Annotated in this window: 6 protein-coding genes; 5 read left to right on the top strand and 1 reads right to left on the bottom strand. The window is 63.4% G+C overall.

The genetic code is table 11. The annotated features are described in order from the left end of the window. The 3 genes from ACK4TE_RS00075 (at position 1) to ACK4TE_RS00085 (ending at position 11,395) form a co-directional block, all read left to right on the top strand. Positions 1-3,888, top strand: a complete 3,888-nt coding sequence (locus ACK4TE_RS00075) for a beta-ketoacyl synthase N-terminal-like domain-containing protein (protein WP_409909416.1) — start codon at positions 1-3, stop codon at positions 3,886-3,888. A gap of 170 nt (positions 3,889-4,058) precedes the next feature. After that, positions 4,059-5,309: an SDR family NAD(P)-dependent oxidoreductase gene (locus ACK4TE_RS00080; protein WP_409909417.1), complete on the top strand. Its 1,251-nt coding sequence runs from the start codon at positions 4,059-4,061 to the stop codon at positions 5,307-5,309. Then, positions 5,306-11,395 (top strand): beta-ketoacyl synthase N-terminal-like domain-containing protein, encoded by a 6,090-nt coding sequence (locus ACK4TE_RS00085; protein WP_409909418.1) that lies wholly within the window; start codon positions 5,306-5,308, stop codon positions 11,393-11,395. Before ACK4TE_RS00080 ends, ACK4TE_RS00085 begins: the two co-directional genes overlap by 4 nt. A 99-nt stretch (positions 11,396-11,494) precedes the next feature. Here ACK4TE_RS00085 and ACK4TE_RS00090 read toward each other — a convergent pair whose 3' ends face one another. Next, complete coding sequence (locus tag ACK4TE_RS00090) at positions 11,495-12,160, bottom strand: 4'-phosphopantetheinyl transferase family protein (protein WP_409909419.1); 666 nt, start codon at positions 12,158-12,160, stop codon at positions 11,495-11,497. Positions 12,161-12,552: 392 nt separating this feature from the next. Here ACK4TE_RS00090 and ACK4TE_RS00095 point away from each other — a divergent pair, with 392 nt between their 5' ends. Both ACK4TE_RS00095 and ACK4TE_RS00100 read left to right on the top strand, forming a co-directional pair. Then, complete coding sequence (locus ACK4TE_RS00095; protein ID WP_409909420.1) at positions 12,553-13,722, top strand: OmpA family protein; 1,170 nt, start codon at positions 12,553-12,555, stop codon at positions 13,720-13,722. A 49-nt stretch (positions 13,723-13,771) separates the two neighbouring features. Then, positions 13,772-15,376: a hypothetical protein gene (locus ACK4TE_RS00100; protein WP_409909421.1), complete on the top strand. Its 1,605-nt coding sequence runs from the start codon at positions 13,772-13,774 to the stop codon at positions 15,374-15,376. The last annotated feature ends 62 nt before the right edge of the window (positions 15,377-15,438 follow it).

The raw sequence follows: 15,438 nt of genomic DNA on the forward strand, positions 1-15,438 counted from the left end.
ATGACAGAGCGACGTCCTCCCCGAACCCGACCCGCCGCAGAACCGATCGCCATCGTAGGCATCGGCGCCATTTTCCCCGGCCGGGGAGACACCACCGGCTTCTGGCGGGACATCTTTGAAGGCCGCGACCTTCTAAGCGATGTTCCGTCCACGCACTGGCTGATCGATGACTATTTCGACGCCAATCCGCTGACGCCGGACCGGACCTATGGACGTCGCGGCGGCTTCCTGTCGCCCGTGGCATTCGATCCGCTGGCTTTCGGGATTCCGCCTGCACAACTGCAGTCTACAGACTCCGCGCAGCTGCTCGCGCTGATCGCGGCGAAGATGACACTTGATGATGCGGAGAAGGACAGCGGTGGACGGATCGACCGTTCGCGGACGAGTGTGATCCTCGGCGTTGCATCTGCCACCGAACTCACCGCACACATGGCAGGGCGGCTGCAACGCCCGACCTGGGTGAATGCTCTGCGCCAGTCCGGCCTCGCCGAGCCGGATGTGCAGGCCATCGCCGCCCGCATCGAAAACCACTACGCCGAGTGGAAGGAAAGCACCTTCCCGGGCCTGCTCGGCAATGTCGTTGCCGGCCGTATCGCAAACCGGCTGGACCTCGGCGGCTCGAACTATGTAACGGACGCGGCCTGTGCCTCCAGCCTATCTGCGCTGCAGATCGCCATGCACGAACTGCGTGCCGGCGATTCCGACATGGTGCTGACCGGCGGTGTCGATGCGCTGAACGACATCCTCATGTACATGTGTTTCTCGAAAACACCTGCGCTGTCGCCCACGGGCGATTGCCGGCCGTTCTCGAACGTAGCAGACGGCACGATGCTGGGCGAAGGCATCGGCATGCTGGCCTTGCGGAGGCTGGATGATGCCGAGCGGGATGGAAACCAGATCTATGCAGTAATCCGCGGTATCGGCGGCGGATCAGATGGCAAGGGCACCGCGATCTATACGCCTCTCCCCTCCGGTCAGGCGCGCGCCCTGCGGAGAGCTTACGAACAGGCGGGATATGGTCCAGATACGGTCGATCTTGTCGAGGCTCATGGCACAGGCACGCGTGCAGGCGACAAGGCAGAGCTTGAAGGCCTGCATCTCGTGTTTGGCGAAGTCGCGGGCAGTGATGGCCCCTGGTGCGCGGTCGGCTCGGTCAAATCCCAGATCGGTCACACCAAGGCCGCTGCAGGCGCCGCAAGCCTCTTGAAGGCCGTCGAAGCCCTGCGCCGCAAGGTTTTGCCGCCGACCATCAAGATCGAAGAACCCGCCGAAGTCATCCGCGACAGCAAGTGCTTCTATATCAACACCGAGGCGCGCCCGTGGGTTACACCGGATGGCCGCCCGCGACGCGCCTCTGTCAGCTCTTTCGGGTTCGGCGGATCGAATTTCCATGTCACTCTGGAAGAATATACCGGCAAATCCAGCAGCTGCGCCCCCCGTGTGCATCCCGCAGAACTCTTTCTGTTGACCGGCGATACTGAGGAAGACCTTGCCGTTATTCTGGAACAGCTGGCGACAACTCCGCCCACGGAAGATGCCTTCGCAGCGGAAGCCTCGAACACACACGCTTCCTTTAATTCCAGCAGGGGCACCCGCGCAGCAATAGTTGCCTCGACGCCTGAAGAGCTTGCCTCAAAGGCGCGTAAATTGTGTGATGTGCTGCGTGCAGGATCGCTCGGCAAGGCGCCGCTGCCTCAGGGCGTGACGGCGACCGTCGGACAATCAAACCCTGGAAAGGTTGCGTTTCTTTTCTCGGGTCAGGGCAGCCAGTATCCGGGTATGGGTTCGGACCTCGCGATGGCGTTCCCCGCCGCACGTGACATCTGGGACCGCGCCGCAAGCCACCCCGTCACCGGCGCGCTCAAGCTGCATCGCCTCGCCTTCCCGCCATCGGCCTTCGATCAGGTGGAGTTCGGCAATCAGCAACAGCGCCTCACCGAGATGCAGCATGCACAGCCCGCCATTGCTGCGGTGTCTCTGGCACACCTCGTCCTGCTCGGAAAACTCGGTATCGAAGCGGACATGGCCGGCGGCCACAGCTTCGGCGAAATCATGGCGCTGCACCTCGGCGGCGCGTTTGATGCCGAGACAGCGCTGGAGATTGCCGCAGCCCGTGGACGCGAAATGGCCCTTGCCGCGCGAACAACCGAAGGCGCCATGCTGGCCGTGCAATGCCCGGCGGAGCGTATTGCGCCGCTTGTGCGCGAAATCGGCGGCGGACTTGTTCTCGCCAATGACAATGGCCCCAGCCAGGTCGTCCTCTCCGGCCCATCGATTGTCATTCAGCAGGCGGAGCAAAGCATAACGGCTGAAGGCATCAAGGCCCGGCGCCTGCCGGTTGCCACAGCCTTCCATTCGGCAATCGTCCAGCCTGCTGTTGAGCCCTTCAGATCGACGCTCGAAGGCCTGCGACTGAAAAAGCCGCGCTTGCCCGTTTACGCCAACGCGTCTGCAGAGCCCTACAAGGCAAAGGCAGCAGACCTTCCGGCGGCAATCTCCTCGCAGCTTGCCTCGCCCGTCCTCTTCCGGCAGCAGATCGAAGCCATGTACGCTGCCGGCGCTCGCACGTTCATCGAGGTTGGCCCCGGCAACGTTGTAGCCGGCCTTGTGAACGATACGCTCGGCGACCGCGCGTACACGGCGCTGTCGCTCGACAACAAGCGCACCAATGGTGTTGCCCAGTTCCTTTCCGTCGTTGGCGCGCTGAGTGTGGCGGGCTTTGATCTTGATCTTGCCGCGCTTTACGCAGACGCACCGCCACCCGCGCCCAAACCCGCGCCGTCGAAGCATGCCGTCATGCTGACCGGCGCAAACCATGACCGCCCCTACCCGCCAAAGAACGGCGCTGCCGGCCGTGCGCCGCCCAATGCCGCCGCCACCCCGAAACCCGCCCCTCCTTCCCCTCCGTCTCAGAAAACCGAGCCTCCCATGTCCGATCCGCAAGACCGCCGCCCCTCCGCCACTGCCACTACGTCCGTACCGGCACCCGTAGAACTCACGGCGCCGGTGGAGCGTATCTGGAGCGAAGTTTCAGGACGCCACCAGGATTATCTGAATGCGATGGCAGACGCGCACCGCGCCTATCTCAACACAGCTGCTGTTCTGCTGGGTCAGACAGGCGCGATCCCCGCCGTGGCGGCGCCCACGCAAATGCTGCCCGGCCCCACACCTGCCCCGCAATCTGCCGCCCCGTACCCGGCGCCCAAGGCAAATGGCTCGAACGGCACCCACACTTTCACCCCGCCTCCCGCAGCGCCGGCCCCTGCACCTACCAAACCGGCGACTGCCCGCCCTGCGCCTCAGGCTGCACCCGTCGCAAAGCCCGCGGCAGCCGCTGCGCCTGCAATCGATGCCGCCGAGATCGTGCGATCCATCGTGTCAGAGAAGACCGGATATCCGCCGGACATGCTCGATGCGGAAATGGATCTTGAAGGCGAACTGGGTGTCGACTCTATCAAGCAGGTGGAAATCCTCTCCTCGCTGCGGGATCGCCTGCCCCACCTTCCCGAGATCGAGCCAGAACGCCTGGTCGAGCTCCGCACAATTGCGGCCATCGCGGCAATGATCAATGCCGCGTCACCGGGCATAGCCCAGGCTCCGGCAGCACCGGCCCCTGTTCCGGCCCCTGCACCCGTTGCAAATGGCGCGGCAAACGGGTCTGCCGTTTCCGCTGATGTCATCCGTGCCCTGATTGCCGACAAGACCGGCTACCCGACCGACATGCTCGAAGATGACATGGACCTTGAAGGCGAACTCGGCGTCGACTCGATCAAGCAGGTCGAAATCCTCTCAGCGCTGCGCGACCAGTATCCGTCCTTGCCGGAGGTTGATCCCGAGCATCTGGCCGAACTACGCACGATCCGGAAAATCGCCGATTTTTTTGCCTGAGGGATTGTGGGGAGGACCGGGCCTCCCGCTTTCCCGACCTGCCCTCGTCTGAAGCCGCGCCCTATCGCTGTGAGGTGCGGCCAGTCTCCTATGTCCACGCCGCTCATGGCTCAGTTGCCGGACTCCCCCGAGGAGCGCGCATTGCGCTGATCGGGGGCGCTAATACCGATGTGCAGGCCCTTTCCGCCGCGCTGACTACGGAAGGATATGATGTATTTGCCTCCAACGTGCCGGTAGACGCCGTTCTGATCCTCAGCGCTCTGATGAATGATGACGCAGTGTCGCGCCATTGGAATACGCTTGAAGCGGCACGCACTGCGAAAGCCACCGCCCGCCGCATCATTACCCTGCAGAGCGCGCACATACCTTCCGGCCTTGATGGTCTAAGCCGCACGCTGCGCAAGGAATGGCCGCAGACCGAAGTGTTCAGCTGGACGCTCCCTGAAGACAGGATGCAATGGACTGATCTTGTCCTACATGCGCTGCGGTCAGGTTATGGCGACGGCCTGCTCACGGTCGAAGGACAGCTTCTGGTTCCGGTCACCAGGGATCTCGTTACGCCCTCCGCGCCCCCCGCGCGCCAACCGGGCGTCTGGCTGGTAACGGGCGGCGCACGCGGTGTCACAGCGGCGTGTGCGGTATCACTGGCCGCGGCGGCCGGTGGCACCATCCTGCTCGCAGGACGTACCGCAGAAACACCGTGGCTGGACGATTTGCCCGAGACACGAGACCTCAAGACACTTCGCGGGCTTCTCGCCGCGCGCCCGCGTGAACCGGGCACGCGCCTCTCCCCGGCAGACATAGACCGCCATGCCCGCGCCCTGCTCGCTGGCGCCGAAATTCGCGACACACTCGCCGCGATCCGGGATACAGGTGCGCAAGCGGAATACCTGGTCATGGATGCCGGCGACGCTGCCTCGGTGGAGCCTTGCATAACGAGGGCGCAGGCGCGGCACGGACAAATTACCGGTCTCGTACACGGCGCCGGCGTTCTGGCCGACCGCTACGCGGACGAGAAAACCGAGGCTGAAGTCCGTCATGTGTTTGCGCCGAAAGTTGCGGGTCTCGAGAACCTTCTTCGCCACTTGGATAGCGCCCAGCTTTCACACGTTGCCCTTTTCTCATCTGCTGCGGCTTTCTTCGGCAATCGCGGCCAGTCGGATTACGCGATGGCGAATGCCCTGCTGACAAATGCGGCCCACCAGATAGCGGCGCGTGCAACCGGTATTCGCATCAAGGTCTTCCATTGGGGTCCGTGGGCGGGCGGCATGGTGGACACGTCCCTTGCCTCGCATTTCGAAGCGCAGGGCATCCCCTTAATACCTGTGGAAGAAGGCGCGCGGATATTCGCAACCGAGCTTCTCGCGGGAGATCCGGACCAAATTGAGCTTGTTGTCGGCGAAGCGTGGGCCGCGTCATGACACAGTTCGAACCCATCGCCATCATCTCGGAAGCCTGCATCCTGCCAGGCGCCAACTCTCCAGCGGAGCTGTGGTCCGTTGTCCGTGATAAACGTATTGTCATCTGCGAAGTGACCGGCGACGAACTTGGGCTCGGCTCAGCCGGTCTGCAGGGCCGCCGCTTCGTCTCGGGCCGTGTTAGCGCGCCGCCGGAAGATCATGAGGGGCTCACCCGGCTCGGAAACGTTCTGGCGGCATCGCTCGATCCCGTTCATCGCTGGCCGCTTCAGGCCGCCTGGCACGCCTGGAGCGCCGCGAAGGGAACGTCGAAGATCCCGAAATCCCGCCGCGCTGTCGTGCTGGCAAACCTCTGCTATCCCAGCCGGTCGAAGACGGAGTATGCCGAAGAGATCTGGCGATATGGCCGGACAGATCGTCCGCTCACGGATACACTAAATTCAGGCCTGCCGGCCCGGCTGATCGCACAGATGATTGGCGCCGAAGGACCGGCGCTTGCGCTGGATGCGGCCTGTGCATCTTCGCTCTATGCCCTTGAAATCGCCTGCCGCAAACTCGCTGCCCGGCAGGTCGATATCGCTCTCGTCGCGGGAGTGAATGCGGCAGACAATCTGATCCTGCATATCGGCTTCGATGCGCTGAAGGCCTTGTCGCCGACGGGACGTTCACGCCCCTTTGTTCAGGGTGCAGATGGACTTGTTCCTTCGGAAGGGGCAGCGGCGGTCGTGCTCAAGCGGCTGGCGGATGTCGGGCCAGCAGACAAAGTGCGCGGCATCATACGGGGCATCGGGCTCTCGAATGATGGCAGGCGCAAAGGGTTCCTCGCGCCGGATTCGGAGGGCCAGACCGAGGCCATTCGGCGCGCCTACGAGATGGGCGGCATCGCTCCGGAAAGCATCGGTTATCTCGAATGCCACGCCACCGGAACACCGGTTGGGGATGCAGTCGAGATCGCCTCCGCGGCAGCGGTCTTCGGTAGCTCCAACGCCTTGCCGATTGGCTCTCTCAAAGCCAATACCGGCCATCTCATTACCGTTGCGGGCCTCGCGAGCCTGCTTAAGCTTACCTCTGCCCTTCAACACGAAACCCTTCCGCCGACCCCGCTGGAAGGCGCTCATATTAGGTCGCTGGGCGAGACGAACTTCAAGGTCATTCAGGCGTCCGCTGCATGGTCACGTCGTGAAGACCAGCCGCGCAGGGCTGCGATCAGCAATTTCGGGTTTGGCGGCAACAATTCGCATCTCGTACTGGAAGCCCACGAGCCCGTCCGCGGGTACGTCAACGGCCACGACAAGATAGCTGCGCCGCCCCCGGACGAGATTGTCATTGTCGGCGCCGGACTTCTGGCCGGAAAGGATCGCGGCGAACGCAGCATCCTCCGCCGTCTGATGAATACACCGCTCGCAGCGCCTTCGAAGGCAGACACGGTCGGCGCCGATCCCATCCGCGCCCGCGTGCCACCTGCAGACCTCTTGCGCGCCGAGGCCCAACAACTCGCAACCCTGGATGTGGCCCAGCAGGCGCTAGAGGGCGTATCCCGTCCCGCGCAGGACCGCTGCGGCGTATTCGCCGGCGTTCGCTGCGCCGACGAGTCTTCACGCTGGCCCATCCGCGAGCGTGAGCGCGCCCGGCTGATTGCGGAGGGTAAGGAAGCACCCTATGCGGTGCTGGACCAGATCGCGCCGCCGCTGATCGCGGCAGACGTCCTTGGCGCCATGGCGAATGTGGTTGCGAACCGCATCACGTCGAGCGAGGATTTCCGTGGCCGGGGCTACGCGGTTGCCGCTGAAGATGCATCCGGTCTTGCCGCGCTGGATATCGCTGCTGACGCGCTGAGAGCGCATAGCCTCGATCTGGCCGTCGTCACGGCCGCCGATTATTTCGGCAGCGCGGCAACCCTCTCGTCTGGAGACCGCGCCGCCGCGATCGTCCTCAAACGCCGCAGCGACGCAGATGCCAAGGGAGACACAATTCTAGGCACGCTCGACAGCGTTTCATGGTCGGCCCGAACACCCTCGCTGATCACGAAACTGACAGAGAATGCCTATGGCTCGGCAGGCGCCGCGGCCGCCCTGTTCGATCTGGCTTCAGCCGTCTGCCTCGCGCGCCGCTCGCTTAGGGCGGAGGCGGAGGGCGCCATTCTTCAGCTTGCCCCCCAGACAGACTCCATTGCCGTCAGCGCTGGTGGCAATGAAACAGCGCAGGCCATCTCCGCAAGCGTCACGCCCGCGCCGCCAGCACCAACGCCGGACCTGCTGCGCGATACGCCAATCCTTTTCTTTGCCGCCGCCGCTTCCCGCACGGCCCTTGCCGCGCGCCTCGACAAGCGCAAGCCGGGCGGCACAGGCCGCTGCCGCGTTGCCATACTCGCTCGCGACGCTGCTGCGCTTGAGTCCAAATGCACGCAGGCTGCAGACCAGCTTCGTCAGAAACAGGCTCCGACAGGCGCATCGCTGTGGTACGGTGAAGGAGCGCCAGAAGGCGAACTCGCCTTCGCCTTCACCGGCTCGGCGGCGTCGTATCCCCGAATGGGGCGCGGCCTGCTCATGGCTTTTCCGGAAGTCGCGCAAGCACTCTCCGGCATTCCACGCGCTCAGGCGATGACGCCGCTGCTGGCCAAGGCCGCCCTATCCGAATTCGAACAACTTTGTGCAGTCTCACTCGTCACACAGGCCCACGCGATCCTGATGCGCGATATTCTGGAACTGACCCCCGACGCCGCCATCGGCCTGTCGCTCGGCGAAAGCAACGCGCTGTTCGCTTTCGGTTTCTGGAAGGATATGGGCGGACTGCTCGACGATATCGAATCCGCCGCCATGTATGAGCGCCACCTTGGCGGCGCCTTCGAAACTGCCAAGGATGCGTGGGGACCGAACGTGCCCACCGACTGGACAAACTGGCGCGTCCGCGCGCCCATTGCCCGAGTGCGCGGGGAAGTCGCCCGCGCTGAGAATGTCGAGATCACGATCATCTACACGGATGACGACTGCATGATCGGCGGGCCCGCCGAAGCCTGCCGTAGCGTTTGCCAGCGTCTCGGCAATGGCGCAGGTACCTTGATGCACCAGCACTTGATCGTTCACGCCGAAGCGATGAAACCTTTCGCGGAGAAATGGCGCGAGCTTCACACGCGCCCAGTCTCACGCGTTCCGGGCATTCGTCTGTACGCGAACGCTGTCAACGCCGCCTACACGCCGACCAAAGCCCGTGTTGCAGACATGCTCACGCGCCAGGCAGTGGCCACGGTCGACTTCCCCGCAACGGTACGCCAGGCTTGGGAGGACGGTGTGCGCACCTTCGTCGAACTCGGCCCCCGCGATACCCTGACCCAGAGCATCAGCCAGGGTCTCGCGGGTAAACCCCACACAGCCCTGGCGACCGACCGTGTGGAAACATCCGAACTCTCGCAGATTGCTGAACTCACGGCGCGTCTCTTCGCGCTGGGTTATCCTGTGCGGATCGAGCGCATTACGGCGCGCCTCGATGAGGTCCGGTCCCATCCATGGCAGGCGCCGCCGCCCCACCGTATCAGCCGCCCGGCCCATCTCCCCGCGCCCATCCTCCCGGTACGGACGAAACAAGCCTCTGGCCTGCCCAAGGCGCCGCATCTGCCACCTGCTGTCTGCGAACCCGTCACCACGGAAGCGCCGCCCACGTCGCCTCAGCCCTTCCCGCATCCGCCGGGCAACACAAAGGCGCGTACCGCACCAAAGCCTGCTGCCGTTCTCTCCGGCGTCACTCCGCTGAAACCATTCCCGCCGATGGGTACCTCATGGAGCCGTGCGCAAGTCGAGGCCTCCGCACGGGGGCAGATGTCTGCCTTCTTCGGCAATGCGTTCGCCGATCAGGATCAGTACGCCCGAAACGTCCGCCTGCCTGCGCCGCCGCTGCTGCTCGTAGACCGGATCACCGGCATTGAGGCTGAGCCTGTTGTTGAGGGCGCTGGCCGTATCTGGACGGAAACCGATCTGAAGGCGGATGATTGGTTCATGCAATCCGGCCGCATCCGGCCGGGCCCGCTGATCGAGTGCGGCCAGGCTGATCTTACGCTCATCGGCTGGATGGGCGCAGACCTGAAGAACAAGGGCGAGCGGGTGTATCGCCTGTTAGGGTGCGAGATCACCTTCCACGAAGGCGGCCTGCCAGCGGCTGGCGACACGCTGCGTTTCCAGATCGAGATCACCCAGCACGCCACCTTTGCCGGCGTGCGCATGTTCTTCTTCCAGTATGACTGCACCGCCGCAGGCCGGCCGGCATTCTCTGTCCGGCAGGGTCAGGCAGGTTTCTTCACTGATGAAGAACTCGCCAATGGCAAGGGCGTCGCCTGGGACGCGGCCACCTCTCCTCCCCCAACGCTTGATGTCTCGCCCATCGACACGTCCCGTGCGAGCCGGAAGCTGGTATTTTCCGTCACCGATGTTGCCGCTTTCCGGCGCGGCGATGCCTTCGCGTGCTTTGGCGCCGGCTTCGAACTGTGCGCGGCGCAGACTTTCCCGGCACACCTACCCGGCGACAAGCTTGCATTCTTCGATAGTGTAGACGCTTTCGATCCTTCCGGCGGACCCTGGAAACGCGGCTATCTGCGCGCCCGTGCCCGCGTGCCGAAAGACGCGTGGTTCTATGAGGGCCACTTCCACAATGACCCCTGCATGCCGGGAACGCTGATGGCGGAAGCCGCTGTCCAGGCGCTCGAATTCTACGCAGCCGCCCTCGGCATGACGCAGGAACGCGATGGCTATGTCTTCGAGCCGGTCCCCGGCGAAACCGCGAAATTCATCTGCCGTGGCCAGGTCATCCCGGATACGGATCATGACGTGACCTATGAAGTGTTCATCGATGAAATCATCGATGGCGAAACGCCCCGGATTTTTGGCGCCCTGCTCGCCCGCTCCGATGGGCGCAAGGTGTTCTACTGCCCCCGCTTCGGCATCCAGCTACGCCGGAAGTGGGCTGAGCCGCGCGTATCCCCCTCACCGCTGCGGATTGGCCCACAGGGTGAAAGCTATGGCGATCAGGATGCCTTGCTGGAATGCGCCAACGGTGCTCCGTCGCGGGCCTTCGGCGCGATGTATTCACGCTTTGACAGCGCAGGCCGCGTCCCGCGCCTGCCGCAACCGCCGTATCACGTCATGTCGCGCGTCACGGACGTCTCAACCCGCCCGGGCACGCAACAGGCCGGCGCCCGTATCCGCGCTGAATACGACATACCGCCGGATGCCTGGTATTTTGCTGACAACCGCTCCGGCGCCATGCCCTTTGCCGTGCTCAACGAAATTGTGCTCCAGCCCTGCGGCTGGCTCGCCAGCCATTGCGGCTTCGCGCTCGAAGGCGGCGACCGGTTCCGCAATCTCGAAGGCGATGGCCGTATCCTGCGCTCTGTAATGCCCGATGATGGCACGATCATCGTCGACACGACCCTTTCGAGCTTCTCCAAAGTCGGCCCGATGACAATCGTTGCCTTTGAAGTTGCCGGAAGGCTCGCAACCGGTGAGCCGGTCATGGAGCTTACGACCCGCTTCGGCTTCTTCCCTGCCGCAGCCCTTGTCCGGCAAGCGGGCCTCGCCGCAACGCCGGACGACAAGGCCTGGCTCGCACTCCCGCCCGCGCCCGGGGACCTGACACCTGCCGATCCCCGCCTCGCTTCCGGCCAACTCAGAATGCTCGACCGCGTGGACTACTTCGACCCAACCGGCGGCCCTGCAGGACTCGGCCTCATCCGCGGCCGTCAGGCCGTTGATCCGCATGCGTGGTATTTCAAGGCACACTTCTTTAACGATCCGGTGCAGCCCGGCTCACTCGGGCTGGATGCGCTTGAGCAACTGCTGATGCGTGCCGTCATTCTGAAAGCCGGCCCCGCAGCGCTTCAGGGCGCAGTCGCCGAAACACCGGCCAATGGCGAGCGGGTGAAATGGTCATATCGTGGTCAGGTCACGCCGGAGAAGAAGGAAGTCACAACTGTTCTGGAGCTTCTGAGCCTCGACCGGAAAGAAAATCGCCTCATTGCAACGGCGCGCGGCTCACTCTGGTGCGACGGCCTGCGAATCTATGAGGCCAATCCGATATCGCTGGCCTTTCGCTTCCTGTCCTAGAGCAAATTCCGTTCAAGTGGACACCGGTTGGGCGCAAGAATTTGCGACAAAGCAAAAAACTAGAGCAAGCGATCTGATTCCATCAGATCGCACCTTGCTCTAGACACATTTGCGTGCCAGCGAGAGCGCGAATTGGCCATGTTGCACCGCCCAGACATCGAACGTGCTGCTGAATGCCTCAACCTGCGCGCGCGCCGCGCCGCCATAGATCGACTGCGGTACACGCACATGTTTCGGACCGGCGCGAAATCCCTCGCCTGTCGCCTTGAGGATTGCTTCCTTGACCGTCCACATCCGGAAGAAATTCTGCTCTGACTTCTCGGCGGAGAGTGACGCGGCAAACATCTCCCGCTCCTCATCGCCGCAGATCATACCCAGTATGGCGCGCCAGTTTATCTCGCGCACATTTTCGACATCCACGCCGATCCTCATCCCGGCGCGGTCGAGTGCGACGATTGTCCAGTTTTCCTTGTTCGAGATAGAGATTGAATAGCCTTTCGGCCTCAGCAGCAGCGGCGCGCCATCCACATCGGCGCTCAGCTCAATCAGCGCCGGATCATACTGGGCGAGTGCTCCGAACAATTCCCGCCGTAATGCCAGCGAGCCTGCAAGGTCTGACTGCCGCCGGGGATCTTTCAGGCGTGCGAGCCGGTTTTCTTCATCGGGCGTCAATTGCTGGCGGATGTCTCCGCCCCTCCAGGATGAGAGGGCGCAGCCCGGCGCATCGGCAAAGCCGGCATCACGGAAAGGATCAGTCCATTTCATCACACGCCTGTTATGGGCCGGCTGCACGCCGGAAAAAAGGGCGTACTCTTTCGGGTACGTCCCTCAAGGCAAGTTCTTCTGAGCGAACCTGACCATGATTATTCGCGCCACACGCGAGTATAGTTGGCTTCGACTTGAGCGTCTTGCCGGTGAATGCTGACCTTTCCGGTTCCCACCGGGGTCATGAGGCATGTGTTTTTCCTCCGGATTCCGGCCCGTTCCGGTCACACGCGTCTCAAAATTGCTCCCTCACACGCTGCGTTCTGCACCACCATTCACCTCGCTGGGGCGAAGTATTGCCGCTCCTGTTCTATTATGGCTTTACTTGGCCGGGGTCCGGGGCGCCCCCATCCTGCCGTTGCATTGGCGCCTCGCCTCCGAAGGGACCACGCATGAACCTAGAACCGCCCCTGTCGCATGTCGCGGTCACGAAGACCGTGCGGCGATTCCGTGCGACACGCGGGGATGGTCTGAGCTTCATTCCGTTTGGCCTTCTGCCGCTGACAGGGCTGGCGCTGCTCCTTCTCATCAGCTGGCTCAGTATTGCTCCAGGCAGCGTTGAACGCGTTGCCTTGCGCACGGCTGAGCAGGTCGTCCGCGAAGCTGGTGCAGACTGGGCTAGGGTCAGCGCGTCTGGCCAGTGGATTACCCTCTCCGGTAATCCGCCCACCCCAGAAGCTGGCCAGCGCCTCGTGAACTCTATCCGTCAGGCAAAGGCACCCACCTGGCTTGGTGCTGCGCGCCCGGTCACGCGTGTGAGTGCAAATTTCGGCACCGGCGGTTCCGGCACGGCGCTTTCCTCCGCGACATCGCCAACCGCCTTCAACACGCCTGAATTCCTCTACCGTCTCTCTGGCACAACGATGACGCTCGACGGCCGCATGCCGGACATTGCCACGCGCGACGCGGTCATCGACGCGGCCAATGAAAACCGCCCCGCACATATCGAGGAAGTGATCAGCAATCTCGAAACGCTCGGGACATCGCCGCCGCAAGGTTTCCCGGATACGGCATTGCGCGGCGTCAGCACGCTGAAACTTTGCACGTCCGGCACGGCCAGCTTTACCGGCCTGACATTTGCCTTGCGATGCGAGGCGCCGGAGAGCGATGTCGACGCCCTTCAGCGCGCCGCGAATGCGCCGCTTGCCTATGGCTCGGTAGGTGAAGTCGATATCCTCGCCACGGAGATCGCGGATTCCTGCCAGGAAGAACTCGCCCGCCTGCTTGATGCTGCGCATATCGAATTTGAAACCGGCAGCGACCGCATTGCCCGCTCGAAAGCAGCGCTGCTGGACCTGACTGCGCGCGCCGCCACGGATTGCCCCGGCCGGCTCCGCATTGAAGGCCACACCGATGATACTGGCAGCGCTGCCATCAATGATGCGCTCAGCCAGCGCCGCGCTGAAGCCGTGCGGGCAGCGCTTATCCAGCGCGGAGTCTCGCCTTCTCGTCTCAACGCCGTCGGCTTCGGCGCAAATCGCCCTGTCGGCGATAATGCGACCGAAGAAGGCCGCGCACTGAACCGCCGTATCGAAATCTATATCGAAAGGCCGGGCGAATGACCGCCGTGCGTCTTGTCACCCCTCTTTTCCGTTGCTCCGGAGACTGACCATGTGGTTCCTCCTACTGAAGATGTTCTTTCTCTTGGCTCTGGCCGCCCTCATGGGCGCGGCGCTGGCCTGGTGGTGGATGCGGCGGCGCTTCGTGGATGTCACGACGGCGCATGAAGAACTGACGCAACAGGTCGACACCTTCCTTGCGAACGGAAAGGCGCTGACGCGCGATGAAGTCGTCTCGGCCCTGAATTTCTCGCTGGCAAACTACCGCCCGCCCCAACCCGACCTGCAACCCATACAGCAAAGGCTCTCAAGCCTTGAATACGCGCTCGCCGCGCCGGACCGTGAAGTGCAGGCGATCGGCGAACGCCTCGGCGGGCTTGAGCAATCCGTTTCAGCTCTCTCGGCGGCGCTCGCATCCATGCGCAATGTCCATCTCGAAGCCATTGACCAGCATCTGCGAGGTGTCTCTGCCCGTATCGACAATCTGCGCATGCCGGATATCGACAGCGTCCACACCCGCATTGCCTCGCTCGCCTCGCATATCACCGAGTCGCAGCCGAACCTTGAGCCGCACCTCGTACGGATTGAGCGCCTGATCTCAGAGATCAGCCTGCCGGTAACCGATCTCGGCCCCGTTCACAGCGGTCTCGCGGCGCTGCAGGTCGCCGTCGAGAATCTCGAACTGCCGGACCTCAGTCTCTCACCGCTCGAAGCTCAGCTGCTGGCCTTGCAGGAGAAGATCGACGACCTGACCCTCTCTGCCCAGGCGCGCGAGGAAACCTTCACCATGGTAGCGCAGAACTCCGCCGCGCTTGAACAGGCGGTGCGGAACATCCGCATTCCGGAACCCGATCTCGAACCTATCGCCGAGCGGCTTTCGCTGCTGGAACACCGCCTTTCTTCGGGCCCGTCTGCAGAAGTTCTCGTTGGTACACTTGCGGGTATCGAAAGCGACCTCGATGTGCTCTCCCGTAAGGGCATCGATCTCGAGCCCGTATACTCGCAGCTCGCGGCCATTGATGCCTCGCTTTCATCGATCCGCACCGAAGTTCGCAGCCAAGGCCGGATGGAGTCCCTGGAGCGCCGCCTTTCGGCGTTGCAGGAGTCGATCCTCAATCTTCCGCAGCCGGACTATACGCGGATTGATCTCGCACTCCGCTCCATCGAGTCCACCTTTGACCTTGGCGCCCTGGAAGACCGCCTTACCGCCATCGAATATGGCCTCTCTGCGGTTCATCACTCGCTGCGTACCCGGCCCGATCTGGAAACGCGCCACCGTGCCGAAGCCACTTCATTTGCCGAGACACGCGCGCCGGTCCGCCCCAACCCTCCCGAGCCCCGTTCGGCCCGCAGGACCGAAGCGATCCAGTCGGCGCGCCGTGAGGGCGATGAAGCCAACCTCCTGACCCATGCCGCCTTTGGCCGGGGCGATGACCTCGAGGAGATCGTCGGTGTCGGGCCGATGCTGGCGGAGCTGCTGCACGATGTCGGCGTCTTCTACTTCTGGCAGGTCGCTGAGTGGACCAAGGAAGACATTGCCTATGTCGATGCCAAGCTGAACCACTTCAAAGGGCGCATCGAACGTGACAACTGGGTCGGCCAAGCCCGCGAACTGGCGGCCTTGCCGACATCTGCAAAACGCCCCGGCGAAAGCTGAGGCTGCCGCCGCGTAAGACTTGGCAAGTCCTCCCCCACGGGCCAAACCCGTGAAAGGATATC

The sequence above is a fragment of the Hyphomonas sp. genome, assembly GCF_046313975.1.
Taxonomy (GTDB): Bacteria; Pseudomonadota; Alphaproteobacteria; order Caulobacterales; family Hyphomonadaceae; genus Hyphomonas.

Coding starts and splice junctions, on each gene's coding strand:
- ACK4TE_RS00075 (WP_409909416.1), top strand. CDS start 1: ATGACAGAGCGACGTCCTCCCCGAACCCGACCCGCCGCAGAACCGATC.
- ACK4TE_RS00085 (WP_409909418.1), top strand. CDS start 5,306: ATGACACAGTTCGAACCCATCGCCATCATCTCGGAAGCCTGCATCCTG.
- ACK4TE_RS00090 (WP_409909419.1), bottom strand. CDS start 12,160: ATGAAATGGACTGATCCTTTCCGTGATGCCGGCTTTGCCGATGCGCCG.
- ACK4TE_RS00095 (WP_409909420.1), top strand. CDS start 12,553: ATGAACCTAGAACCGCCCCTGTCGCATGTCGCGGTCACGAAGACCGTG.
- ACK4TE_RS00100 (WP_409909421.1), top strand. CDS start 13,772: ATGTGGTTCCTCCTACTGAAGATGTTCTTTCTCTTGGCTCTGGCCGCC.